22 protein-coding genes and 1 pseudogene are annotated in these 25,386 nt (G+C 58.2%); 18 read left to right on the top strand and 5 right to left on the bottom strand.

Translation table 11 applies throughout. From position 1 onward, the window contains the following. Positions 1-34: 34 nt before the first annotated feature. Positions 35-940, bottom strand: coding sequence for a LysR family transcriptional regulator (locus ASC74_RS05070; protein ID WP_056739768.1), 906 nt, complete (start codon positions 938-940; stop codon positions 35-37). A 97-nt stretch (positions 941-1,037) separates the two neighbouring features. Between ASC74_RS05070 and ASC74_RS05075 the strand changes: the two genes are divergently transcribed. The 10 genes and pseudogenes from ASC74_RS05075 to ASC74_RS32545 all read left to right on the top strand — a co-directional run bounded on the left by ASC74_RS05075 (position 1,038) and on the right by ASC74_RS32545 (position 12,375). Then, positions 1,038-1,823, top strand: coding sequence for an SDR family NAD(P)-dependent oxidoreductase (locus tag ASC74_RS05075; protein ID WP_056739770.1), 786 nt, complete (start codon positions 1,038-1,040; stop codon positions 1,821-1,823). Positions 1,824-2,098: 275 nt separating this feature from the next. Continuing rightward, the gene (locus tag ASC74_RS05080; protein ID WP_056739772.1) at positions 2,099-3,499 is read left to right on the top strand and encodes an aspartate aminotransferase family protein; all 1,401 of its coding nucleotides are present in this window, start codon (positions 2,099-2,101) and stop codon (positions 3,497-3,499) included. A 70-nt stretch (positions 3,500-3,569) separates the two neighbouring features. Next, the gene (locus tag ASC74_RS05085; protein ID WP_056739774.1) at positions 3,570-4,937 is read left to right on the top strand and encodes a glutamine synthetase family protein; all 1,368 of its coding nucleotides are present in this window, start codon (positions 3,570-3,572) and stop codon (positions 4,935-4,937) included. 228 nt (positions 4,938-5,165) lie between these two features. Continuing rightward, a complete protein-coding gene (locus tag ASC74_RS32535; protein WP_201784083.1) occupies positions 5,166-5,408 on the top strand; it encodes an amidase family protein in 243 nt (80 codons plus the stop codon). 276 nt (positions 5,409-5,684) lie between these two features. Beyond that, positions 5,685-6,947, top strand: coding sequence for a serine hydrolase domain-containing protein (locus ASC74_RS05090; protein WP_056739776.1), 1,263 nt, complete (start codon positions 5,685-5,687; stop codon positions 6,945-6,947). 118 nt (positions 6,948-7,065) lie between these two features. Beyond that, positions 7,066-8,403: an alginate export family protein gene (locus ASC74_RS05095; RefSeq protein ID WP_056739778.1), complete on the top strand. Its 1,338-nt coding sequence runs from the start codon at positions 7,066-7,068 to the stop codon at positions 8,401-8,403. Between the two features lie 38 nt (positions 8,404-8,441). Then, positions 8,442-9,545, top strand: coding sequence for a polyamine ABC transporter substrate-binding protein (locus ASC74_RS05100; protein WP_056739780.1), 1,104 nt, complete (start codon positions 8,442-8,444; stop codon positions 9,543-9,545). Between the two features lie 48 nt (positions 9,546-9,593). Then, positions 9,594-10,082, top strand: a complete 489-nt coding sequence (locus ASC74_RS05105; protein ID WP_056739782.1) for a DUF3237 domain-containing protein — start codon at positions 9,594-9,596, stop codon at positions 10,080-10,082. Between the two features lie 442 nt (positions 10,083-10,524). Then, positions 10,525-11,517, top strand: a pseudogene (locus ASC74_RS32540) (PDC sensor domain-containing protein); the annotation flags it as partial. Positions 11,518-11,619: 102 nt separating this feature from the next. Beyond that, complete coding sequence (locus tag ASC74_RS32545) at positions 11,620-12,375, top strand: methyl-accepting chemotaxis protein (RefSeq protein WP_442965766.1); 756 nt, start codon at positions 11,620-11,622, stop codon at positions 12,373-12,375. Between the two features lie 62 nt (positions 12,376-12,437). Here the strand turns inward: ASC74_RS32545 and ASC74_RS05115 are convergent, their stop codons facing one another. Both ASC74_RS05115 and ASC74_RS05120 read right to left on the bottom strand, forming a co-directional pair. Next, positions 12,438-13,343: an aldo/keto reductase gene (locus ASC74_RS05115; RefSeq protein WP_236713243.1), complete on the bottom strand. Its 906-nt coding sequence runs from the start codon at positions 13,341-13,343 to the stop codon at positions 12,438-12,440. A gap of 136 nt (positions 13,344-13,479) precedes the next feature. Further along, on the bottom strand, positions 13,480-14,091 hold the full coding sequence (locus ASC74_RS05120; protein WP_056739785.1) for a TetR/AcrR family transcriptional regulator: 612 nt from the start codon (positions 14,089-14,091) through the stop codon (positions 13,480-13,482). 356 nt (positions 14,092-14,447) lie between these two features. Between ASC74_RS05120 and ASC74_RS05125 the strand changes: the two genes are divergently transcribed. From ASC74_RS05125 to ASC74_RS05145, 5 genes are all read left to right on the top strand, one after another. Continuing rightward, entirely contained in the window at positions 14,448-15,116 is a 669-nt protein-coding gene (locus tag ASC74_RS05125) for a GntR family transcriptional regulator (RefSeq protein WP_056739787.1), read from the top strand. A 72-nt stretch (positions 15,117-15,188) separates the two neighbouring features. Then, positions 15,189-15,995 (top strand): ABC transporter substrate-binding protein, encoded by an 807-nt coding sequence (locus ASC74_RS05130; RefSeq protein ID WP_056739789.1) that lies wholly within the window; start codon positions 15,189-15,191, stop codon positions 15,993-15,995. 12 nt (positions 15,996-16,007) lie between these two features. Beyond that, positions 16,008-16,781, top strand: coding sequence for an amino acid ABC transporter permease (locus tag ASC74_RS05135; protein WP_056739791.1), 774 nt, complete (start codon positions 16,008-16,010; stop codon positions 16,779-16,781). Between the two features lie 2 nt (positions 16,782-16,783). Beyond that, positions 16,784-17,563, top strand: a complete 780-nt coding sequence (locus ASC74_RS05140) for an amino acid ABC transporter ATP-binding protein (protein ID WP_056739793.1) — start codon at positions 16,784-16,786, stop codon at positions 17,561-17,563. A gap of 83 nt (positions 17,564-17,646) precedes the next feature. Next, positions 17,647-19,257, top strand: coding sequence for a gamma-glutamyltransferase family protein (locus ASC74_RS05145; protein ID WP_056739795.1), 1,611 nt, complete (start codon positions 17,647-17,649; stop codon positions 19,255-19,257). A 65-nt stretch (positions 19,258-19,322) separates the two neighbouring features. On the opposite strand, the gene mhpT is transcribed toward ASC74_RS05145, so the two are convergent. Further along, a complete protein-coding gene (gene mhpT, locus ASC74_RS05150) occupies positions 19,323-20,558 on the bottom strand; it encodes a 3-(3-hydroxy-phenyl)propionate transporter MhpT (RefSeq protein ID WP_056739797.1) in 1,236 nt (411 codons plus the stop codon). 333 nt (positions 20,559-20,891) lie between these two features. Between mhpT and ASC74_RS05155 the strand changes: the two genes are divergently transcribed. Next, on the top strand, positions 20,892-22,202 hold the full coding sequence (locus tag ASC74_RS05155; RefSeq protein WP_056739799.1) for an OprD family porin: 1,311 nt from the start codon (positions 20,892-20,894) through the stop codon (positions 22,200-22,202). A 57-nt stretch (positions 22,203-22,259) separates the two neighbouring features. Here ASC74_RS05155 and ASC74_RS05160 read toward each other — a convergent pair whose 3' ends face one another. After that, complete coding sequence (locus ASC74_RS05160; protein ID WP_056739800.1) at positions 22,260-22,748, bottom strand: MarR family winged helix-turn-helix transcriptional regulator; 489 nt, start codon at positions 22,746-22,748, stop codon at positions 22,260-22,262. Between the two features lie 211 nt (positions 22,749-22,959). Between ASC74_RS05160 and ASC74_RS05165 the strand changes: the two genes are divergently transcribed. Together ASC74_RS05165 and ASC74_RS05170 are read left to right on the top strand one after the other, a co-directional pair. Next, on the top strand, positions 22,960-23,790 hold the full coding sequence (locus ASC74_RS05165; RefSeq protein WP_056739802.1) for a p-hydroxycinnamoyl CoA hydratase/lyase: 831 nt from the start codon (positions 22,960-22,962) through the stop codon (positions 23,788-23,790). 129 nt (positions 23,791-23,919) lie between these two features. Beyond that, entirely contained in the window at positions 23,920-25,368 is a 1,449-nt protein-coding gene (locus ASC74_RS05170) for an aldehyde dehydrogenase (protein WP_056739804.1), read from the top strand. The last annotated feature ends 18 nt before the right edge of the window (positions 25,369-25,386 follow it).

The following is a 25,386-nucleotide window of genomic DNA, read 5'->3' on the forward strand; positions in this document are numbered from 1 at the left end:
CGGCGACTAAGAATGGCCTGTAATTTTTGACTCCTCAAACACGACGAGGCTCGCTCTGGACAATTTCGCGCATCAGACTCAGGTAACGACTCGCTCCCAGCCCCAGAGGTCGGTTCTTTACCCAGATGATATCGACCCATAACCGCATCTGACTCGGCATGTTGTCAAACACCACCTCCGTCAATGCACCCGAAGTAATTAGAGGTTGTACCAGTGGTTGTGGAAGATAAGCCCAGCCCAATCCTTGCTGCACCAGATCCAGCGTTGCCAGATAACTGTCGCTGAGCCAAATCCGCCGCGACAGCACAACACGTGGGTCAGAGTCTGTAGGTCCTCCAGTAGCTACTATGATCTGTCGAATGTTCACCAGTTGCTCTTCACCTAAAGGGCTTTTCTTGCCGGCGGCCGCAGGATGATCTGGAGATGCAACTGCTACTAACAACTGGCTTCCCGCTTCAAGAAACGTCTCCCGCTCGTCAAGTCCTGGCCGTTCAAAACCAAGTGCCAATTGCACACGCCCTTCATGGAGCATGCGCATCGCCTCCGGATGGGAAGCGGAGCGGATCTCGATTTCAAGCGTGGGAAACTCTCTGGCGATAATTGACAGCGGACGATTCCATACGCCTGTTTGCAGCTCCGGCGCCATCGCAAGGATCAAGCGCCCCTCCAGCCCCTGATGAAGCTGGAGGGCGTGCGCGTCCAGCAGGTTTAACTGGCTCGCGACCTGTCTTGCCTGGGGCTCAAGTGCTTTGGCGGCTGCTGTAGGAATGGCTTTGCGGGTTGATCGGTCAAAAAGCAAGAGATCCAGCTCTGCTTCAAGCTGTGACACCGCCATGTTGATAGCGGAGGGAACCCGGCCTAATTTTCGTGCGGCAGCGGAAAAGGAGCCGCTGTCCACGACCGAGAGGAAAACTTTAAGTGACTCGCTGGTAAACGCCATTATGGTTGTCAGTTTTTCTGATAATGATCGTCTTTATTTATCAGATTTATTAGCCTAATTTCCACTCCTATTACAAATTAAGTACGTGGGGAACACCATGTTGGGTACGGAATTGAGGGGGCATGTGGCACTTGTCAGTGGTGCCGGAAGTGAAGCAGGTATTGGTATGGCGATCGCTCGAAGGCTAGGTGCATCTGGGGCGAAGTTGATCGTTACCGCCAGCAGCAACCGCATCGCGGATCGGGTTAAAGAGCTACGCCTCGAAGGGTTTGAAGTTGAAGGCCGGCCAACCGACCTCACCGATGAAAGTCAGGTGCGTGAATTCAGCATATGGACAGAGTCAGTCTGGGGGCGGGTCGATATTCTGGTGAATAATGCCGGTATGGCCATGCAAGGAAGTCCTGAGCTTTTTTCGGAATTGGCAGCTATGGAGTTGCATGAATGGAATCTTTCACTGGCAAGAAATTTAACGACAGCTTTTCTTCTAACTCGAGCCGTTCTGCCTGGCATGAGGGCGCGAAATTACGGGCGCATTGTCAATATCAGTTCCACCACGGGCACCCGCTGCAGCAATCCGGGCGAAGCAGCTTATAGCGCCGCTAAGGCCGCGATGGTTGGCATGAGCATGGGGCTTGCACTTGAAGTCGCTAAGCAGGGGGTTACCGTAAACAGCGTTGCTCCCGGCTGGATCACGACGGGATCAACCTCACCCGTTGAAGCCGAGGCGGGGCGCTTCACCCCAATAGGGCGTGCGGGCAGTCCCCGCGAAGTGGCTGCGGCGGTTGCATTTCTGGCGTCGCCTGACGCCAGCTACATCACGGGTGAAGTTATCGTGGTGGATGGCGGGAACTGTCTGGTCGAGAACAAAGCCCCTCACGCCTGATTTCATGTTACGTCGGTTTATCCCCTGAATCTCAGGTTGTTCAACGGGATAAATTAATGATCACAAATAAGATTTTCTGCGCTCACCACAATATACCCAAGTATATGTTTAACCCACGCTGCAAGTATTGATGGCGAACACTCAAGTCGTAAGTTGTTGGTGCGGTGTTTTCAGTCATTCACGAACTGAGAGGAGAGTGAGTGTGGCGATGGATTATTTTTATCTGGACGGTGACGACTTTTAATTAATGTAATAACTAATATAGGATTTTGATCATGTCGAAAAGTGGAATTAGTGAATCAGCGATTGCTGCGTTTACCGCCTCCGAGCGTGCCCGTTTTATAGAAAAAAACCCAACGTCAATGGCGCTGGCCAAGCGTGCCAAGGCGAATCTGTTCAACGGTGTTCCCATGCACTGGATGAGCGATTGGTCGATGCCTTCTCCGCTCTTCGTCCAGCGTGCCAAAGGGGCACGCTTCACCGATGTTGACGGTCATGACTACATAGACTTTTGCCTGGGCGACACAGGCACTATGTTTGGCCATTCACCTGATCCTATCGCCCGCGCCATCGCAGAGCAGGCCAATAATGGCCTGACAACGATGCTGCCTGGCGAAGACGCGGTGGTTTGCGGAGAGTTGCTGGCTCAGCGATTTGGGCTGCCTTATTGGCAGGTCACCGCCAACGCTACTGACGCCAATCGTTATGTGCTGCGCTGGGCGCGAGCTATCACCAAACGCAATGTGTTGCTGGTGTTCGACGGCTGCTATCACGGCACGGTGGATGACGTGATGGTACGGTGCCGCGAGGGCAAAACAGTGCACCGTTCAGGTCTTGTGGGTCAAGCCTACGACTTGACCCAATACAGTCGATCTATCCCCTTCAACGATGTCGCCGCACTAGAGGCTGCTTTAGCCCAGGGCGATGTGTGCGCGCTGATGTGCGAGCCGGCGATGACGAACATAGGCATGGTCCTGCCCGATCCGGGTTTCATGCAAAAGTGCCGCGAATTGACCCTTAAATATGGCAGCCTGCTGGTCATTGATGAGACCCACACTATTTCTACCGGCATCGGTGGATGCACTCGCCAATGGGATTTGAAACCTGACTTTTTTGTGGTGGGTAAACCCATAGCAGGTGGCGTGCCCTGCGCGGTCTTTGGCGTGACCGAGCAAGTTGCGTTGGCCATGCACGACGCGCAGAAGACCGTTAGCGAAGAGAGCGGGGGGCATGGCCACAGTGGTATGGGAACGACGCTGTCCGCCAACGCGCTGGCGATGCGTTGCATGCGAGCCAATCTCGAAGAGGTCATGACAGAGTCTGCCTACGAGAACATGTTGCATTTCGCATCAGGATTGGCCAAGGGATTTCGATACTTGTTTAAGCAGCACCAACTAAATTGGTCGGTAACAGAGTTGGGCGCGCGGTGTGAGTTTCAATTCTGTGCCACCCCGCCAAGAACAGGCGCACAAGCCGAGGCGGCTTTTCATGACAGCCTTCAAATGGCGCTGCACCTGTATCTAATCAATCGCGGAATCCTGATCACTCCTTTTCACAACATGACGCTGTGCTGTCCACAGACAAGTTCATCGGATATCGACAGGCTGCTCGTTGAGTTGGATAACGCGCTAACCACGCTGCTTGCCATACCTGGGGCTCGGGTCATATCTAAATAGTTGGTCAACTGAAGACTCCACATTTCACAAATACTGCCAAGTCGCTTGAATGAGCGCTAAGAGGTTTGACATGCAATTTGCTGATAAAAAAGAGGCCGAAGATTATCTGGTCGCCCATCCTGAAGTTCTGAGCATCGAGTTGTTCCTTATTGATGCTAGCGGCGTTCCTCGGGGCAAACTGTTGCATCGCAACGAGCTACTGGCGATCTACGAAAATGGTCGGCCGCTGCCAAGTTCCATTCTCGCCTTGACCGTGCAGGGTGAAGACGTCGACGAGACTGGCTTGGTCTGGGATGTCGCTGACGCCGACTGCTGGACCTACCCTTTACCGGGAAGCCTTACCTTGCAACCTTGGCGCACCAATCCCACCGGTCAAGTGCAGGTGAGCATGCACCCGACCCAAGGTGTTCCCGCCGCACCGGCCGACCCGCGCCACGTACTTGTGCATACCATCGAGCGGCTTAAAGCCGATGGATTCCATCCGGTAATGGCCGTTGAGTTGGAGTTTTACCTGCTGGACCGGCAACGCGATGTTAACGGTCGGCCGCAGCCGGCGTTGCAAACCAATGGGGTACGCCCTGCTGCTCCGCAGGTTTATGGCGTATACGAACTGGAGCAGCTTCAACCGTTTCTTGATGACCTCTACGCGGCTTGCGCGCTACAGGGGCTGCCAGTACGCACGGCCATTTCCGAGTACGCGCCTGGCCAGGTCGAGTTGACGCTGGAGCATCGTTTCGACGCACTCCAGGCCATTGATGAAGGCGTACGTTACAAACGCCTGGTCAAAGGTGTGGCCAACAAACATGGGCTGCAAGCGTGCTTCATGGCCAAGCCATTCAGCGATCAGGCCGGTAGCGGTATGCATTTGCACGTCAGCCTGGCCGACGAGCAGGGTCACAACCTGTATGCGAGCGAAGACCCACAAGGCACGCCACTGTTGCGTCACTCAATTGGCGGGATGATGGCGACCTTGCTTGATTCGCTGGCTATATTTTGCCCCCATGCCAACTCATATCGCCGATTCCAGACCGGTAGTTACGCGCCGCTAGCCAAAAGTTGGGGAGTCAACAATCGTACTGTGTCGTTTCGCGTGCCCGGCGGCCCCGCGATAAGTCGGCACATCGAACACCGCATTTGCGGTGCCGATGCCAACCCCTATCTCGCCGCCGCCGCACTACTTGCGGGCATTCACTACGGCATCACTCATCAAAGCGATCCTGGCGCGGCGATTGAAGGCAATGGCTATGAACAGGCGACCGATTTTCTACCCACCGACTGGCTTACAGCGCTGCAGGCACTGCAACGTTCGACCTGGGCACGCGAGGCGCTGGGAGCTGAATTCCTAAAGGTGTTCCTGGCGATCAAATGGCGCGAGTTCCGTAAATTCAATGCTGAAGTCGGGGAGCAGGACTGGCGCTGGTACCTCACTCATGCATGAGTATTGGTCCGCCAGCGTGACTTCATAATGGATCGCTGACGGCAACGACTCAGGCGGTTTAACAGTGATGCCGCCCGGTGTATAACCCCGATTTTCGCTGGGCTATCGTTTGTGCATTGAGGATGACTGTTGGCGCTGATATCGAATTTACCCAGTTGCCGAGATGTCACTGACCCAGTCTGACTCCTCACAATCCGTTGCCTGTCCAGGGTTTGCGTTGATTTGGAGGTGGGTCAGTCTAGCGTCGGCAGGCAGTTCAATTCGGCATCGGCGTCAACCAACCAGCGGTTCACGGAGGCGGTAAGTCACGCGGGATATCCTGCTATTTCCGTTCCGGCCGGTTTCACTTCCAACGGCTTGCCGGTCGGAATGCAAATCGCTGCGCCGCACGGGCGCGACGATGCGGTCCTGAACGCGGCAGCAGTCTTTGAGCAAGTTGCACCTTGGGCAGCGGTAAGGCCTCGTCTCTAAAAAATTTATAATTGCACTAATCATTTAGGCGCGAAAGTGCCCGACCAACCTGGAAGGATGCTACTCAATGGCTTGCTGGTGAGGGCGGGATTTGAGGCCGCTTTCAGGAGTTGCGCACTTACCGGGCGGTGACACGCGACACCAGAGGAGGGTAGGTCCGCGCTGAGCGCTCGAAGTAATTTAACTGAGAAAAATGTTTTATTGACTAAAAAATAATATCGGGTAATTATTTCCCTGCATCTGCTCGCACGCAGAGTCATTTTCAGGGTCAACCCGATGAGTCAGAACACCGTGCCTTCACTGGCCAGTCTTTACATCGAGACTAATGGATCGTCATTCGACGCGCGCCAGGCGCCTTTGCTTATGCAGGGCTTCCCGGCAGAACCGCAACGCCGCGTCACTTGGAACAATTGGATGCGCCCGCCGTTTAGCCAGTGGGGTTTCCGTAATCTGGCGCGCCTGCGTCCCTCCATTGATGTGCAGGCAGGTTCCGGACCGGTCAGTATGTTGCAAGAATTTGCACAAGCGTTGGATGAGCTGCACTTCGACAGTGAGTGTGGTCTGGGAATCAGCGTCATCGATCACCTGGTGGCCAGCCAGACCGATGCCTTTTTGGTGATGCAGGGCGACACTGTGCTGTTCGAGCGCTACTTCAACGGTCAGCGGCCCCGAGACCGGCACATCATGTTCTCGGTGACCAAGTCACTGATCGGCACCCTCGGTGAGCAACTGGTCTGTGACGGTTCACTCAACCCAACGTTGCCCGCAGCGTATTACGTGCCTGAGTTGGTGGGCAGCGCGTTTGGTGATGCCACCGTACGCCAGCTGTTCGACATGGCAGTGGGCATTGAGTACAGCGAAGTTTATGACGACCCCAACTCGGAGAGTTCGCAATACGGTTATGCCTGCGGTTTTCAGCCTGCACCTGCGCAATACGCCCAGTTCGAGTCGTTGTACCAATACCTGCCGTCTCTAAAAAAACGCGGCACCCACGGTGGCTTTTTTCATTACGTGACCGCCACTACCGAAGCCTTGGCCTGGGTCATGGAGCGCGCCTCGGGCAAGGCCTGCGATCAGTTACTGCAAGAAATCTGGAGCCAATTGGGATGTGAGCGTGACGGCTACTTTATGGCCGACCCGTGGGGGCGCAGTGTCGCCGGGGCCGGTTTCAGCGCCACCTTGCGTGACATGGCGCGTTTCGGCCGCCTGCTGGCCAACGATGGTCGCCAGGGTGGAGTGCAACTGTTGTCGACCGAGACGGTCGCACGTCTCTTCGCCGGTACCGACCCAGCGATCTACGCCAAAGAGCCCGACTTCTCCAGCTGGACCCCCGGCGCTTCCTACCGCAGCCAGTGGTACGCCTTCAACGATCACAGCCAGGCAATTATGGCCGGTGGTATTCATGGCCAATACCTGTTTGTCGACAAGCCGTCCGGTGTGGTGATCGTCAAGCAGTCATCGCTGACCGACGCCGTCAGCCAATTCGATGCTGACAGTGTGCGCATGCTGCGTGCCATTGCTGCGCACCTTAGCGACTGAAACGCCCCATAAATACAAGAAGATTGCGTCCTATTCGCCTGGCTCGGCCAGGTGTTGGCGGCGTGCTGCGCCGCCATTTCACTGCCCTGTAACAACAATAATCACACAGGAGCTTCATATGGTTTCGATGACGCGTTTCTCTCGAGCGCTCTTAGCGTTCGGCTTACCCCTGACCACCCACGTTGCGTTGGCTGGCTACACCTTCGAGGATGGCAACCTCAAGGGTGAGGTCAATCTCAGCGCCGGGGGGGCGACTATTTCCACTCGCAACGTCAACTTTGGCAGTGGCCGCGTCGATGTGCGCAGCGGCAAAAATGGCGGCACGGAAATCAACTGGCAGGAGTTCTACGTCAAGCCAGGTATCAAGCTGGACTACTCGCTGCAGCCTGACTTCAGCCTGCTGGCCGGCGGCTCGCTCGTGGCGGCGACGACCTTGGGCGATGGCGATGCCGGCGGCTTTACGCGGAGCTCTGACGGTGATGTGGCCGCCGAAGAACTCTACGGTGGTTTCCGCACCGGGGAATGGACGCTGACTGCCGGGCGCCAGAACTACATGATTGGTACTGGCTTCATCGTCATGGACGGTAACCTCGATCAGCTCAAGGACGGTGCCTACTGGCTTGGCCCCAGAACTGCTTTCAAGGATTCGGCCGTCCTGGCCTGGGATCATGGGGCCTTGAAGAGCCAGGCCTTCACCTTGCGAACCGACGACGATCTGGGTGACTTCCGCATGACGGGCGCGAACCTGGACTACAACCTCGACGACCAGGTGACGCTGGGTGCCATGGCGATGAAGGTTCATGCGCTGGGCCCCAAGGGCAGTACCGCCCCTCGATTCCGGGACGGGATGCTGGTGTACAACGTAAGGGCGCTCAACGCCAAGGTGCCGGGCGTGTCCGCCCTGACGCTCAACGCCGAATATGCGCTGGAGAAAGGCAGTGGCGAGGGCGTCGATTACGATGCCAAGGCTTGGTATGGTCAGGCGGACTATGCCTTCAATACCTTGCCCCTGACGCCGGTCATCGGCTATCGCTACGCCAGTTTTTCCGGCGATGACAACCTCACCGATAATCGCCAGAAAGCCTGGGACCCTCTGAGCAAAGGCTTCGTCGACTGGAGCACCTGGCTGGTGGGGGATGTTGTTGGTAACTACTTGTTGTTCAACAGCAACGAAAACGTTCAGCAGTTCTCACTCAAAACTCACCTGAACCCAACGCTGACCCTCGGTGCGATTCACTATCAGTTTTGGCTGGACGAAAAAAATTACATGGGCGCACCGGTCAGTGATCGGCGCTTTGCCGATGAGAGCGTCGTTTTCCTCGACTGGACGCCGACTCCGTCGTTCTATACGTCACTGTCGTATAACTGGGTCAAGCCGCTGGCCGCTGCCAAGCAAGTATTCGGCGATGATCAGAAATTCAGCGCACTGGAACTGTACTTCACCTACCGCTATTAAGTGTCGCGAGCCCCGCGGCCGCGTAGGAGTGTTTCACTATGAACAAGCATGTACGTAACACCCTGTTGTTCGTTGCGCTGTCGTTGCTGACGGCGGGCGTTTCCCTGGCTGAAGAGCGCACGGTGCGCATCTATAACTGGATCGAATACTTGCCACCGGAGATCCTCAAGAGCTTTCAGGAGGAAACCGGGATCCGTCCGATCTATGACGTGTTCGACAGCGTCGAGACCCTGGAGTCCAAGCTGCTCACCGGCAACTCTGGCTATGATGTGGTCTACCCCGGCAGCGCCAACCTGAGTCACTTGATCGCGGCGGGTGCTGTCCAGCCTCTGGACCGCAGCCAGTTGCCGAACTGGCAGCATCTGGACCCGGAGTTCATGCAAACCCTGGAGGCGGTGGGTGACACGGGCAACCGCTACGCTGCGCCCTACCTGTGGGGCACCACGCTGATTGGCTACAACGTCGACAAGGTTCAGCAGATTCTGGGCGCCAATGTGCAGATGAACACCTGGGACATGATCTTCAAGGAAGAGAGCCTCAGCAAGCTGGCCAGTTGTGGCGTCGGTTTTCTCGATGCAGCCAACGAGATCTTGCCCATCGCCTTGCACTACAAGGGCCTCAATCCCAACAGCCAGAAACGCGAGGACTACCCGCAGGCTCAGGCGGCAATGATGAAGATTCGCCCTTACGTCACCTACTTCAACTCGTCGCGCTATGGCATGGACCTCGCCAACGGTGACATCTGCGTCGCCGTTGGCTGGTCGGGCGGCGTGGCGCTGGCCAAAAGCCTGGCCGATGCTGCGGGCAAGGGTGTGAGGGTGGAAATGGCCTTACCCAAGGAAGGTGCGCCGATGTGGTCAGACGTGATGATGGTGCCGGTTAACGCGCCCCACACCAAGGAGGCCTACGAGTTCATCAACTACATCCTTCGCCCCGATGTGATCGCCCGGATCAGCAACAAGATCGGTTACCCCAACCCGAACAAGGATGCCACCGCGCTGGTGAACGCCGACATCCGCAATAACCCCAACATGTATGTGCCGGACGAAGCGCGCAAAACCCTGTTCGCTTTACAGCCCATGCCGCCAGCCATGGAGCGGATCCGCACTCGTACCTGGACCAGCATCAAGACCAATCTCTGATCATTGTGGCCCGGTGCTGTTGTACCGGGCCACACAGGAGTGTTTGCCATGACTGATCCATTGGAGTTGATGGGCGCTGCACCCAATCTGCAGCGAGTGCTGACCCTGTGCGTCGATATCGGCCCTGGGCTGATGTTGGGGGAGAGCGTCGAGGGAGTGCGATGCAACTACCCAATTCTCGGGGGGGATTTCGAAGGGCTGGGATTCAAAGGTCAGGTGCTGGCCGGGGGCGAGGATATCTTCCTGCTGCGCCCTGACGGCGTCGGTCAACTGGACGCGCGCTACAGCCTGCGTACCGACCAGGGGGAGTTGATCAACATCCGTAACATCGGCCTGCTGAACATGACCGAATACGGTCGCCAGCTGGAGCGACAAGGCCAGTGGCCGATTCCCGCAACGGAGTACCACTGTACCTGCACGCCGGTGTTTCAAGTGCCTAAGGGGCGCCTGGACTGGCTCACCCGTGCAAGCTTTATCGGCCAGGTGCATTACCCCAACGCAAGTCAGGTAATGATTCGCTGCTACCGCTTCTATTGATGTCCGAGATGCATCTCTGCTGTTGAGCACGGCCTCTGTTAACCCTCGTCGCTGGCGCGCATCGCCGGTCGGACGCGTGTGGGTGAAAGGCAGTGCAGGGAGGTGTGACGGGCTCTTTTTCTGATCGGCGACAGGCATGTCGCCATTTTTTTGTGTAGCCGCTCGGCACAGGAGACGCGCCATGTTCGTCACTTTACGAGCCCGAATTATTCTACTGGTCGGGCTATGCCTGACACTGTTGGCCTTGGCCCTGATCGGCTCCGCAATCAAGGAAATGAGTGGCTTGAGTCAGCGCGCCGAGGGGTTGACCTCTGCCAGCCTGACCCAGGCTATCGAGGAGCGCGTGGCCGAGTCCGTTGGTTTTCAGTCCTCTGGCGTCCAGGTGTTTTTCCGCGATGCCCTGCGCGTCGGTGAGGCCTCATCAGCGGAGGTCATGCGAATCATGTCGCTGAGCCGTAGTGGGGCGCTGACACCAGAGCACGCCAGGGCCTACATCACCGGGCAGCTGCAGGCCAGCTTGCAAGCCAATCCGACGTTTATCAGCACTTATGTCGCCTTCGAGCCCAACGCTTTCGACGGGCAGGACGCGCGCTTTGCCGGACAGCGCGAACTGGGTAGCAACGAGCTGGGGCGTTTTGCACCGGTCTGGTTTCGCCAGAGCGGCAGGAAGATGGAGCAAGTCACGGTGCAAGAAAAGAGCATTGTCGACGACACGCCCATGGCCGACGGCAAGGTGTCCCGCACCTGGTATGACTGCCCGCTACGAACGATGCAGCCTTGTCTGCTCAATCCCTATCTCGATGATGCCTCTGGCAGTCCGATTCTCATGACCTCGCTGACCCTGCCAGTGATCGATCACGGTCGCGTGGTGGCGGTGCTGGGTATCGACATTCAGTTAAGCCAGATTCAAGCCTTATCCCTGGCCGCCAAGGCAGGCTTGCCGGGGCAGGGTGGGGATGTGTGGATTGTCAGCGCCTCTGGACTGGTTGCTGGCAGTACGCTGGACAAGGATGCACTGGGTGGTCAATTCAAGGACCCTGGCGTGGAGTCTTCCGCATTATTGCCAGGACAATCACGACCGCTGCAGGATTTGCTCGTCAGTCAGACGTTCTCACCCATTCCAGGGGCCGAGCCTTGGCGCATAGTGGTCAAGATACCCTCTAAGCAGATGTTCGCACCGCTGCTTAAGTTGCACGAAGCGATGTATGAGCACCTGCTCGCGGCCGTGCAAAAGGAAGTGCTGATAGGCTTGGCGCTGACGGTTTTTGGACTGGTGGTGATCTGGCTCGCGTCCCGGAGCATCGTACGACCACTGCCGGCAATGTCGCGGATGGCCGACGATCTGGCCCGTGGCGAAGGCGATCTGGTCAAGCGCCTGGACTACGCCCGTGCCGACGAACTGGGCGGGGTGGCCAGCGGGCTAAACGCTTTTCTTGATGTGTTGCAGCCTATCGTCACCCGTCTCAAGGGCTCGATGACCGAGTTGCGGGCAGCGGCGGCCAGATCTGCCCAAGGCAGCACCGCCAACTTGCAAACCATGGAGCACCAGCGCCAGGACATCGATCAGGTCGCAACGGCGATGTACCAGATGAACCTTTCGGCGCAGGAGATTGCTCGCAATACCGCATCGGCATCGGAAGCGACGGGGACTATTTTGCAGACCATCGACGACGGCACCGGGCTGATCGAAAGAACCACCCGGATAGTTGCCCGCCAGGGCGAAGATCTGGCCAACGCCAACCGCCAGGTCAACCAGCTGTCCGTCAAGAGTGAAAAGATCGGCAGCGTCCTCGACATCATCCGAGACATCGCCGAACAGACCAACCTGCTGGCGCTCAACGCAGCGATCGAGGCTGCACGGGCTGGTAAATATGGAAGAGGGTTTGCCGTGGTGGCCGATGAGGTGCGCAACCTGTCCAGCCGCATTCAGGACTCGATTCAGGAAACGCGCTTGATTATCGAAGACCTGCAGCAGGATACCGTCGTCGTCGTGCATTCGATGACGTTGAACCAGAGTCTGGGCCAAGAACTGGCAGCGCTGTTTGGTGCGTTAGTCGAGTCGCTGTACGGCGTCGGTGAAGGCATAGGTCGGGTGGCTCAGATGAACGTCCAGATTGCCAGCGCTGCCGAAGAACAGAGCGCGGTGTCGGAGCAGATCAACAGTTCGGTCGGTCGCATCCGGCAGCTCAGCGAGGATCTGACGGTCAGCGCACGTGAGTCGGCGCAGGAGATCGCCGATGTCAGTGGACAGGCCACAGAGCAAGGACGTTTGCTGGAGCGTTTCAAGACCTGAGGTGAGGGGCACTGTGGCCGGTCATGCCAGCCACGTGCCTGGGCTATCGCGTACAGCCATTCTCAAAGGAGACTGGCGAGGTCCAGTCGCTCAAGGGTTTGAGCATCCAGCCTCAGCTGCGTCGAACGCGCCAGGCTGTTTAGTTGCTCCAGGTTGGTGGCACTCGCAATGGCAGAGGTAATGCCGGGTTGGTGCATGACCCAGGCCAAGGCGATTTCCGCAGGTGAGACTTGTTGCTCCTGCGCCACCTGATGCAGAGCGTGCAAAATGCGCATGCCGCGCTCATCGAAGTACTTTTCCAGGTCTTCGCGGCGAGCACTATGCGTCAAGTCATTCAGGCCTTTGTATTTGCCACTGAGGAAACCCGACGCGAGGCTGAAGTAAGTCAGGACCTCGCAGCCCTCGGCCAGGGCAAAAGCACGCAACTGCTGTTCGAAGTCATGGCGATCACAGAGGTTGTACTCCACCTGAAGGCAGGCGTAATGGGGCAGGGCGTGGCGATCGGCAGAAGATTTAGCGGCCTGTAGATCTTCCAGGGTGTAGTTGGATGCGCCGATCGAGCGAACCTTGCCGCAGGCGATCAACGTGCTGTAAGTCTCCAGGGTTTCCTCGTGCGCTGTCGAGGCATCCGGGTAGTGGGAGAAGTACAAATCGATGTAATCGGTTCGCAGTCGACGCAGCGAGTCTTCCACGGCTTGCAGGATTCTGCCTTTCGAGAGCCCGTGCTGATCGGGCGAGAGTTCGGCCCCAACCTTGGTGATAATCTTCACTTCACTGCGTCGGTGGCTGTTCTGACTCAGCCATTTGCCAATGATGGCTTCCGACTCGCCGCCGCTATTGCCACTGGCCCAGATGGAATAGGCGTCTGCGGTATCAAAAGTGTTGATGCCGAGTTCAAACGCAGCGTCGAGTAGCTTCAGCGAATCTTGTTCGTTGACGGTCCAGCCAAAGGCATTGCCGCCCAGCACCAGGCCGAACTTTCCATCGTTGAACTGCCCAGATAGTCTTTTTTCATACCGGTCCGCCGTTCGATTTAATAATCGGCCCTCTGTTGTTTGGCGTTCAGCCAAACACCCTGCGAGGTGGTCGCATCTGTGTGTTTTCTCAGGCCCGCATGCCGTAAAAGAGCAACTCGGTGATATGCCTTACCTGAGCGGAGTGGGACTCGACATCCGGCGGTTCCTGGTTGACTAGTCTGAACAACTGCAGGTGTGAATAGTCGTTCAACAGGAAAGCGGCCAGATCGACGTTGAGGTCAGCGCGTAGCTTGCCAGCCTGTTGCAGCTCTCTGAGCAATCCACTGATTTCAGCCCGGAGCGCATCGTTCATGGCGCGATAGCCTTCGGGCAATCCGTTGTCGCCGCCAAACAGGATCAGTGGCAGCAGTTCACGCCAGAGGCTGGGGTGCATGACCTCCAGTGCGTAACCGGTCAGCCGGCGTTCCAGGTAACACATGGCGTCGACCGGACCCTCAATGTCAGGCATCTGGCTGCGGGCGTCCTTGAGTGCTCGCTGGTCGGCGTCGCGCAGGATTTCCAGGATGATTTCCTGCTTGTTACCGAAGTACTTGAACACGGTGGGCGCCGACACCCCAGCCTGGTTGGCGATCTGTTCGATGGTGGTGTTCTGGAAACCCTGGCGCTCAAACAGTTCGATCGCTGCCTTGCTGATGGCTTGGCGTCGTTCGACTTTCTGACGTTCACGTAGTCCGCTCACGGGAGGTCCCTGTCGCTATGAAAAAGGGGGGGGCGGATGTCGCCCAATCATCCATGCAAAATACTTAATCGAGTAAACCTTTTAAAGCGCTAATTTCTGTAGTGAGCTCTTTCGCGGGAAAGAAACACTCCAGAGGTGAAATGAGCTGTTACCTGGATACCGTTATTCACCCATTTTGGGGCGCGCTGGGCCATTTCGTAGCACACGGCGAGTGTCACGCCGATCTAAAGATCACCAGTTTTTGAGTCGAAACTCCTTTCCAATTAATAGCTTGAGTTAGTTCTAAGCAGGCTGGCACGGTTTCTGCTTTTTTGAATCTATGGATAATTGGATACAAAACTGCAAAAGGTGACTTTATGCAATTCGCTCCCACCTACGTTGAACGTCAGCCCCTGACCGCCGAGGAGGAGGCTTACAACTTTCTGCTGGAAGCGATCTGTGGCGGTCGTTACCGCAAAGGCGACCGTCTGATCGCTGAGGACATTGCCGGCGAAATCGGCATGAGCCGGATGCCGGTGCGCGAAGCCTTTCGCCGTCTCGATGCTCAAGGTCTGGTCACCCTGAGGCCTAACCGCGGGGCCATTGTCAGTGGCCTGGATTTCGACGAATTGCACGAAGTCTTCGAAATGCGCAGTGCCCTCGAGGGCCTGGCCATCCGCGTGGCCGTGGCCAAGATCAGCGAGCGTCAACTAGCGGCTTTGGAACGCATGCTGGACGAGATGGATGACTACCGCGACGAAAGCGCCGAGTGGGTCAGGCTTCATCGTGCCTTCCATGAATACCTGTGCAGCCTCAGCGGCCGTCCTCGGCTGATGAAGCAGATCTCGGCGCTGTATTCGCTGATCGAGGCGCCGATGCGCCTGTGGCTGCAACACAGCGAAAAACCCTTGAGCGCTCGCCAGGAACACGCGGTGATCCTTGACGCCATTCGCTCAGGCGATGTCGACCGGGCCGAGGCCGTGGTGCGCGAGCACATCGAGGGCACGGTGCCGGCGCTGATCCAGTTTCTGCAATCGGAAAAATAGAATCGGGCTTAAACCCGACAGTGTTTTGACTTTGAGTACTGCCCCGTTATTAAACAACTGGAGTGTCTCGTCATGCATAAACGCCGTATGTTACTTGCCGCTGTATCCCTCGGGCTCTGTGCACAGTGGGCGATTGCCGCGCCCCAGGTGCCGGAGCGACTGCAAAAGGCTGAAAAACTCACTTATTGCTCGGGCATGGATTCACCGCCCTTGGTGTCTTTCGATGAGGCGCAAAAACCCAAGGGCCTGACGGTCGATCTTGGGCTGGAAATCGCCAAACGGCTGGGAGACAAACCGGTGCAATGGCGGGTCATTCCTTTCTCCGGGTTGCTGCCGGCATTGCTCGCCCAGCAGTGCGACATGATCGTTGATCAGCTGTTCGACAAGCCCGAACGCAGGGAGGTGATCGACATCGTCAACTACATGTATTCCAGCCAGTCAGTGGTAGTTCCCAAAGGCAATCCCAAGGGCATCAAAACCCTGGATGGACTGTCCGGGCACAAGGTGGCAGTGCTCAATGGCTCGACGATCAAAACCTTGCTGGACGCCGAGAACGAAAAGCTGACCAAGGCTGGCAAGACTCCAATGAAACTGGTGGTCTACAACAGCGACACAGACGCCTTTCAGGCGCTGCGCATCAGTCAGGTCGACGCCTACGGTACCACCGTGGAAACCGCCGGTTACTACGCCGCCATGGCGCCCGATCTGTTCGAAGAGGGAGTGCCGGCCTTCAGCCGGATTCTCACTGGCTTGGGAATTCGCAAGGATGATCCGCAGCTCACCGCAGCGGTACAACAGATCATCAGTGACATGCGCAGCGACGGCAGTTACGTGCAGTTGCTGAGTAAATGGCATGTTCCCAGCGACACACTCGACTGAGGCGAACGCGCGATGAATTTCAATTGGGATGTGTTCTGGCAATACCTGTTGCAGCCCAGCGGGGTGTACCTCACCGGACTCTGGCTGACCTGCCTGATCAGTGTGTTGGCGATGACGTTGGGCTGTGTGCTGGGGCTGGCGGCGGCGTTGATGCGTCTGTCGCGCAACCCGCTACTCAACCTGCCGGTACGGTTTTATGTGTGGCTGATGCGCGGCACGCCGCTGTTGGTACAGATCGTCTTTCTCTACACCGCATTGGCAGCCGGCGGGATCTTCCGTTTCGAGGACGTGGAGCTGTTGGGTTTGGTGGTGCCGGGCAACATCCAGGCAGCGATCATCGCCTTGGGCCTGAACGAAGGCGCCTACATGGCCGAGATCATCCGCGCGGGGATCGGCGCCGTGGACAAGGGGCAGTACGAGGCTGGGCGTTCGCTGGGCATGACCTTCGCCAAACTGATGCGGCGAATCGTTCTGCCTCAGGCGTTCCGGGTCATCGTTCCGCCGTTGGGCAACGAGTTCAACGTGATGCTCAAGAATACGACGCTGGTCAGCGTGATTGGTGTGCAGGAGTTGCTGCTGAGCACGCAAATGGTCACGTCGGCGACATTCCGGGTATTTGAACTGTACCTGGTGGTGGCGATTTATTTCCTGCTGCTGACCACCCTCTGGGGCTTCTTCCAGCGTTGGTTGGAAGCGCGTTTCGGACAGTCCGATCGACCCGCACCGCCAGCGGCTGGCAGTCGCATGTTCGGCCGCGGCACGCTCAAATTGCTGAGGGGGCGTTAAGCATGGCGCACAAAAGTGAAGAACTGATCATCGAGGCCCTGGACATTCACAAGTCCTTCGGTGATCTGGAGATTCTCAAGGGGATTTCCTTGCAGGTGCGGCGCGGTGAAGTGGTGGTGTTGATCGGCGCCTCGGGTTCAGGCAAGACCACCTTCATTCGTTGCATCAATCTGCTGGAAGACATTCAGGGCGGGCGCATTCGCGTCAACGGCCGTGCCATGGGTTACCGCGAGCGCGCTGACGGCAGCCTGGTGCGCGACTCCGAGCGCAACATCGCTCGCCAGCGTCGGGACATCGGCATGGTCTTCCAGCGTTTCAATCTGTTCCCCCACATGACTGCGCTGGAAAACATTATTGAGGCGCCGATTCAGGTCCTGGGCGTGCCACGTGCCGAGGCTTTGGAGCAAGCCCGGGCCTTGCTCGCCCGGGTCGGTCTGGCGGACAAGGCCATGCATTACCCGTCGATGTTGTCCGGTGGACAGCAGCAGCGCGTGGCCATCGCCCGGGCACTGGCGATGAAACCTCAAGCCATGCTGTTCGACGAGCCCACCAGCGCCCTGGATCCTGAAACCGTCGGCGAAGTGCTGCAGGTGATGAAGCAGCTGGCCGACGACGGCATGACCATGGTGGTGGTCACCCATGAAATGGGTTTTGCCCGAGAAGTCGCTGACCGCGTGGTGGTCCTCGATCAGGGCGAACTGATCGAACAGGGTCCGCCGGAGCAGATCTTCAGTCGACCGACTCATCCGCGTACCCAGGCCTTTCTCAGTCGCGTGCTGTGATCTTTGACTCCAGCCTTTTATCGCTCGGGAATGGAACCGGATCAAATCCGGCCAATGAATCTTTGTTTGGAAGAGCTTTTGCCATGTTGAAATTCTCTGCCCACGAATATCCCTATCCGTCGCAACGTCAGAGTGTGTTTGCCCTCCGTGGCATGGTCGCGGCTTCCCAGCCGCTAGCCGCCGAAGCCGGCATCGAAATCATGCGCAACGGCGGCAATGCCATTGATGCCGCGATCGCCACGGCGGCGGCTCTGACGGTGGTTGAACCCACCGGCTGCGGCTTGGGTGGCGACGCCTTTGCCTTGGTCTGGAGCAAAGGCCAATTGCATGGACTCAACGGCAACGGTCACGCGCCGGCGGCACTGACGATCGACGCGGTCAAAGCGAGTGGTCACGAGCAGATGCCGCTTTATGGCTGGACTCCGGTCACGGTGCCGGGTTGCCCTTCGGCCTGGGCGGAGCTGTCCAAACGTTTCGGCAAGCTGCCCTTTGCCGAGTTGCTGCAGCCCGCCATCAGTCTGGCCCGGGATGGCTTTCCACTGTCACCGGTGGTCGCCCGACAATGGCAGACCGCTCTGGATGAATTCGGCCCCCATCGAGACCCAGTGCTCGACGTCTGGTTCGACACGTTCCTGATTGATGGCCGTGCGCCAAAGGCTGGTGAATTATTCCGCAACCCGGCGCAAGCCCGAACGCTGGAAGAACTGGCGGACAGCGCTTGCGAAAGCCTCTATCGCGGTGATTTGGCTCAGCGTCTGGATGCCCATTCCCGCGCCACCGGCGGCTATCTGCGAGCCAGCGACCTGCGGGACTATCGCGCTCAATGGGTGGATCCGATCAGCATCAACTACCGCGGCTACGATGTGTGGGAAATCCCCCCTAGCGGGCAAGGATTGGTGGCCCTGATGACCCTGAAAATCCTTCAGGGCTTTGACTTCGATCACCGAGACAGCCAGCAGACCTGGCACCGTCAGTTGGAAGCCATGAAGCTGGCCTACAGCGACGGCCTGCATTACATCACCGATCCGCTGCACATGCGCGTGGCTGTGGCTGACCTTCTCAGCGATGCCTATAGCAGCCAACGTCGCGAACAAATCTCTGATCAGGCGCGCGAACCCAATCCCGGCGATCCCCACGCTAGCGGCACGGTGTACCTGGCCACGGCGGATGCGGAGGGCAATATGGTGTCCTTCATCCAGAGCAACTACCACGGTTTTGGCTCCGGTGTGGTACTGCCAGACAGCGGCATCGCCTTGCAGAACCGCGGACAGGAATTCAGTCTCGACCCTGACCACGCCAACTGCCTGGCACCGGGCAAAAAAACCTTTCACACCATCATTCCTGGCTTTATCAGTAAAGGCGACGCACCGGTGGGACCGTTCGGCGTCATGGGTGGCTACATGCAGCCCCAAGGCCATGTGCAGATGGTTATGAATCTGGTGGATTTCGGTCTCAACCCCCAAGCCGCGCTGGACGCTCCGCGGTGGCAATGGTTGGGGGATATGAAAGTCGGCATCGAACACGGGGCGTCTCGGGATTTGGCCGCTTCGCTGGCACGGCGTGGACACCAGATTCAGGTTGATTGCGACCTGATCAATTACGGCCGAGGGCAGATCATTGTCCGTGACCCGGACACTGGTGTCCTGTGCGGCGGCACCGAGCCACGAGCCGATTCCCATATCGCCGTGTGGTAGCGGGCCGCTGAAAACAAGAAAAGAGACCTCGGTCTCTTTTCTTGTTTTTGCGGCAAGCGGCGCGGTCAGCGTTTGTCCGTGACCGGGGTTGCCGTTCTAAACTCGGGCACAGTCTGCGGGGCCGATCGGACAATCACGCTGATGATGGCCAGTGCTGCAATCACCAACCCAGGTGAAGTTGCCAGTAACACCCCAGTGGTGCCGGCACCGGCCGCCAGTATCTGCCCTGCGGCCAAAGGCCCGGCCACCGACCCCAGACGACCAATGGCTACCGCGGCGCCGACGCCGGTGGCACGTACCGAGGTCGGGTACGACGGTGGTGCCAGGGCGTAAAGCACCAGTTGCGCGGCCATCACAAACAAACCCGCGCAAAACCCGGCGATGGCCATGGGGACGATGCCCACCGACAAGCCGACCCCGGCCAGCGCTGCCAGCAATGCGGCGTATACGAACAGCACCACCTTGACGCCGTTGCAGCGATCCAGCAGTACCCCGCCAAGTAGCGAGCCGAGGGCGCCGCCGATGTTGAACAGCATCTGCACCAGGCCAGCCTCGGCTTTGCTGAAACCTTGTTCCAGCAGCAGTGATGGCAGCCAGTTGAGCAACATGTACATCACGGTCAGGGTGAAGAAGTAGCTGAGCCACAACGCCAGGGTGACGCGAGCCCGGTCTTCGCCGAATAACGCCTGGCCGGTTGAAGTGCGGGCCATGGTGACGGTGCCTTGTTGCTGGCGAAAGGCGCTGGACTCGGGCAGCAGCAGGATCATCAGCGGCACCACCAGCAAGGGCGCGAGCCCACCGATGATGAAGGTCGTCTGCCAATGCTCGGTGAAGAGCATGGCGACCACCGCCGCCAATGCACCGCCCAACGGCACACCGGCATACATGATGCTGATCGCGGTGCCGCGACGTTGCTCACCCACGGCCTCGGCACACAGAGCGATCAGGTTGGGCAGGGCGGCGCCCAGGCCCAGGCCGGTCATGAAGCGAGCCAGTAGCAGGCCAGAGAAACTGCTGACGTAGGCGGTGCTGAGGGAGAACACACCGAACAGCAGCACCGCTGCGATGAGGATTTTCTTGCGGCCGATTCGATCGGCAATCCAGCCACCGAAAAAGGCGCCCGGCAGCAAACCGATAATTCCGGCGCTGAATACCCAGCCCATCGTTTTCGGGTCCAGGGCAAAGGTCTGGCGCAGGCCCGCGGCGGCAGTACCGGCAGCTTGCAGGTCGAAACCTTCGATCAGTGCAACGATAAAACACAGGGCAATGGTCAGCGTCGTACGACGTGATGGGGTGTCCATGGCGAACCTCATTATTGTTTTTGTGGGTGTGCTGACGGATGAGCGCGAGCCTGTTCTCACGAGGCGATGACAGGTCTTAAATAAGATTAACAAAGATAACTAAAAAATGAATACTAAGAATTTATTGCTGAAAAACAGCATTAAACCTATTTAAATCAATTAGATGACATCTCTATAAAGATCATTTCTGAAAATAGATAACAATATTAATGTTCGTTTATCGGTCACTTACGGTTGACGCCATGCCAGGCTGTTTCCATTCTCTGGCCGCAGATCTCCGGGATAACCCAACGATCCCGTTCAAAAAACAACAACAATAAGTGGACATCGAACATGCCAAACCTTCCTTGGGACGTCCTTGCGGCGGATTCAACCTTACCTGTTCGCGCACGCCACCTGGTCTTGCTGGGCCTGAGTTTGATTGCGCCATCGGCGCTGGCTGACGGCTTCATCGATGACAGTCACGGCACCTTGACCTTGCGTAATTACTACCTGGATCGGGATTACAAGGACGACGGAGCGAAAACCGCGGCCCGGGAATGGGCTCAGGGTTTCATCATGAATGTGGAGTCGGGCTTTACCCCGGGGAGTGTCGGCTTCGGCCTGGACGCTCGTGGGTTGATGGGGGTCAAGCTGGACTCGGCGCCGGACCGCAGCGGCACCGAGTTGCTGCCGGTGTCCAGCAGCGACAAGCGCGCGGCGGACGAGTATTCGCGCCTGGCCATGACTGCCAAGATGCGTGTTGCCCAGACCACGGTGAAAACCGGCGACGTGTCGATCTTCCTGCCATTCGCTTTCGCCAGCCCGTCGCGGCTGCTGCCGCAGACTTTTCGCGGCACCACGCTCAGCTCAAAGGACATCGACGGACTGATCTTTAACACCGGCTACATCGACCGCATCAACAAGCGTGATTCCACCGACTACCAGCCAATGAGCATCGCTTCGCCGAACCGGCGTTTCAATGGCGCGGCCACCTCATCGCACATGGCCTATGTCGGTGGCGATTACCAGGTGAACAAGGACCTCAGCCTGCGCGTGTATCACGCCGAAGTGGCGGACCTGTATCAGCAGAACACCCTGGCGTTGCTGCATACGCTGCAGGTGGGCGAGGGGACGCTGACCAGCGACCTGCGCAGTTTTTTCAGCGATGAAGACGGCAGCGCCAAGGCCGGTAAAGTGGACAACCGCAACCTCTCGGCGCTGTTCGGCTATCGCTTTGGCGGCCATCGTTTGAGCCTTGGCTATATGCACGCCAGTGGCGACACGGCGACGCCCTATGTGTCAGGCACCGAGTTGATGGGCATGAGCGAGCTGACCATGAGTTCGGACTTTCTCAATGCCAAGGAGCGAACCTGGCAGGCGATGTACGACTATGACTTCGCTGCCGCCGGGGTGCCCGGCCTGAAGAGTCGCCTGCGTTATATGCGCGGAGACCATATCGAACTGGCGGCGTTAAATGCCGACGACCGCAAGGAGCGGGAGTTCCAGATGGAGCTGGGGTATGTGATCCAGAGTGGTCCGCTGAAGAATGTCGGGCTGATGGCGCGCAAGTCGATCTATCGCAACGACTTCCCCGCCGGCGCGGCGTTTCGCGATGAAAACCAGACGCGCTTTCTGGTGCTCTACACCGTGCCGATCTGGTAAGCCGTTTCACTTGTAATGAATCCGGCCGCTCCCCAGGAGCGCGCCGGCGTTCGCGTTTCAGGCTTGATAGACCTTTTTCAGCAACCTGAGCAGTTCTTCGCGTTCCTGGCTGTCGAGAGCGGACGTGGCATCCATGTCGCTCTCGGCGGCAATCAGCTTCAACTCCTTGAGTAGCGTCTCGCCGGTCTTGCTGAGGAATATCCCATAGGAGCGTTTGTCCGGTTTGCAGCGTACCCGTACCGCGAGCGCGCGCTCTTCGAGTTTGTTAAGCAGCGGCACCACTTGGGGCGGTTCGATAGCCAGGGCTTTGGCCAGGTCGGACTGCATCAGCCCGGGGTTTTGCTCGATGATCGCCAGTGCCGAGAACTGCGCGGGCCGCAAGTCGTGGGCCGCAAGTCGGCTGATCAGATTCTGGAACAGTTTCAACTGGGCCCGGCGCATGGCGTAACCAATCAGCTCGTCCAATGCGGAGTCCATCGGCGCCTGAATTTCAGCGTTGTCGGCCAGGGCTTCTGGGGCAGCGACATTTTTGGACGACTTGGCCATTGCGGGAAAATCCCTCGGGTTCAGGTTAATAAAGGTATCTAGTTTGACGAGGTTGGACAGGAATAGCTACGTCAGGAGCCTAACACGTCGCCTTTCCATGGAGCTCGATGGCGAAAAATATTTGGTTAATTCAATTAATAGTTAATTGACATAACTAATTTGCCGGTTTAGTTTTTACCCATCGTCAAGCCAAGAACAAGAGAGCATCACCATGAGCAATTACGAAGGTCGCTGGACAACGGTCAAAGTGGAAATCGAGGAAGGCATCGCGTGGGTCATCCTCAACCGCCCGGAAAAACGCAACGCCATGAGTCCGACCCTGAACCGCGAGATGATCGACGTTCTGGAAACCCTGGAGCAGGATCCGGACGCTGGCGTACTGGTGCTGACCGGTGCGGGCGAAGCCTGGACCGCCGGCATGGACCTCAAGGAATACTTCCGTGAAGTGGACGCCGGCCCGGAAATCCTTCAGGAAAAAATCCGCCGCGAAGCCTCTCAGTGGCAATGGAAACTGCTGCGCATGTACGCCAAGCCGACCATCGCCATGGTCAACGGCTGGTGCTTCGGTGGTGGTTTCAGCCCGCTGGTGGCCTGTGACCTGGCGATCTGCGCCGATGAAGCGATCTTCGGCCTGTCGGAAATCAACTGGGGCATTCCGCCGGGCAATCTGGTGAGCAAGGCCATGGCCGACACCGTGGGGCATCGCCAGTCGCTGTACTACATCATGACCGGCAAGACCTTTGACGGGCAAAAAGCCGCCGAGATGGGCCTGGTCAACGAGAGCGTGCCTCTGGCGCAACTGCGTGACGTGACAATCGAACTGGCGCGTAATCTGTTGGAGAAGAACCCGGTGGTGCTGCGCGCGGCCAAGCATGGCTTCAAGCGTTGCCGCGAACTCACCTGGGAGCAGAACGAAGATTACCTGTACGCCAAGCTCGATCAGTCGCGCCTGCTGGACACCGAAGGTGGCCGCGAGCAGGGCATGAAGCAGTTCCTGGACGACAAGAGCATCAAGCCCGGTTTGCAGACTTACAAGCGCTGAATGACGGCGTTGAAATCAAGGCGAGCTGGCGGGGCGGTCGAGCGTCCGCCAGCTGTTCGCCCCGGCGCCTCGGCGCTACTGTGAACCCCTCGAACGTATTCCCGATAAAGACAATAAAGAGGAATCACCATGCTGGACGTGCCCCTGCTGATTGGCGGCCAGTCGTGCCCCGCCCGAGACGGTCGAACCTTCGAACGGCGTAATCCGGTGACCGGTGAAGTGGTGTCGCGCGTTGCCGCCGCCACCCTGGAAGATGCCGATGCTGCGGTGGCCGCGGCCAAAGCCGCATTCCCCGCCTGGGCGGCCCTGGCGCCCAATGAACGACGCACCCGGTTGCTGCGCGCGGCTGAGCAGTTGCAGGCCCGCAGCGAGGAATTCATCGCGGCGGCTGGCGAGACCGGTGCCATGGCCAACTGGTACGGTTTCAATGTGCACCTGGCGTCCAACATGCTGCGTGAAGCCGCGTGCATGACCACCCAGATCAACGGCGAAATCATTCCCTCGGATGTGCCCGGCAGCTTCGCGATGGCCCTGCGTCAACCCTGCGGCGTGGTGCTGGGCATCGCGCCCTGGAACGCGCCGGTGATCCTCGCCACTCGCGCCATCGCCATGCCATTGGCTTGCGGCAACACCGTGGTGCTCAAGGCATCGGAACTGAGCCCGGCGGTGCACCGGCTGATCGGTCAGGTGTTACAAGACGCCGGCCTCGGTGATGGCGTGGTCAACGTCATCAGCAACGCGCCCCAGGATGCCGCGGCGATTGTCGAGCGGCTGATCGCCAACCCGGCGGTGCGTCGAGTCAACTTCACCGGTTCGACCCATGTCGGGCGCATCGTCGGCGAACTGTCGGCGCGTCATCTCAAACCGGCGTTGCTGGAGCTGGGAGGCAAGGCGCCGTTCCTGGTGCTGGAGGATGCCGACCTGGGTGCAGCGGTGGAGGCGGCGGCCTTTGGTGCCTTCTTTAATCAGGGACAGATTTGCATGTCCACCGAGCGGCTGATCGTCGATGCCCAAGTGGCCGATGACTTTGTCGTCAGGCTGGCGGCGAAGATCGTCACCTTGCCCGCGGGCAATCCCAATGCCGAAGGTTCGGTCCTCGGTTCTCTGGTGGACAGCAATGCCGGTGAACGCATCAAACTGTTGATCGATGATGCCCTCGATAAGGGCGCAACCCTGGTTGCGGGTGGTCAGCTGGAGGGCAGCATTCTGCAGCCGACTTTGCTTGACGGCGTCACCGATGCCATGCGTCTGTACCGCGAAGAATCCTTTGGCCCGGTGGCGGTGGTGCTACGAGGCGAGGGCGATGAAGAGCTGTTGCGCTTGGCCAACGATTCCGAATTCGGCTTGTCGGCGGCGATCTTCAGTCGCGACACCAGCCGTGCCCTGGCTTTGGCTCAGCGGGTCGAATCGGGTATCTGCCACATCAACGGCCCGACCGTGCACGACGAGGCGCAGATGCCCTTCGGCGGAGTCAAGTCCAGCGGCTATGGCAGTTTTGGCGGCAAGGCGTCCATCGAGCACTTCACTCAATTACGTTGGGTGACCTTGCAGAACGGACCACGGCATTACCCGATCTGAGCAGCCGTCGCACCGTCG

Source organism: Pseudomonas sp. Root329 (genome assembly GCF_001424925.1).
Taxonomy (GTDB): domain Bacteria; phylum Pseudomonadota; class Gammaproteobacteria; order Pseudomonadales; family Pseudomonadaceae; genus Aquipseudomonas; species Aquipseudomonas arabinosi.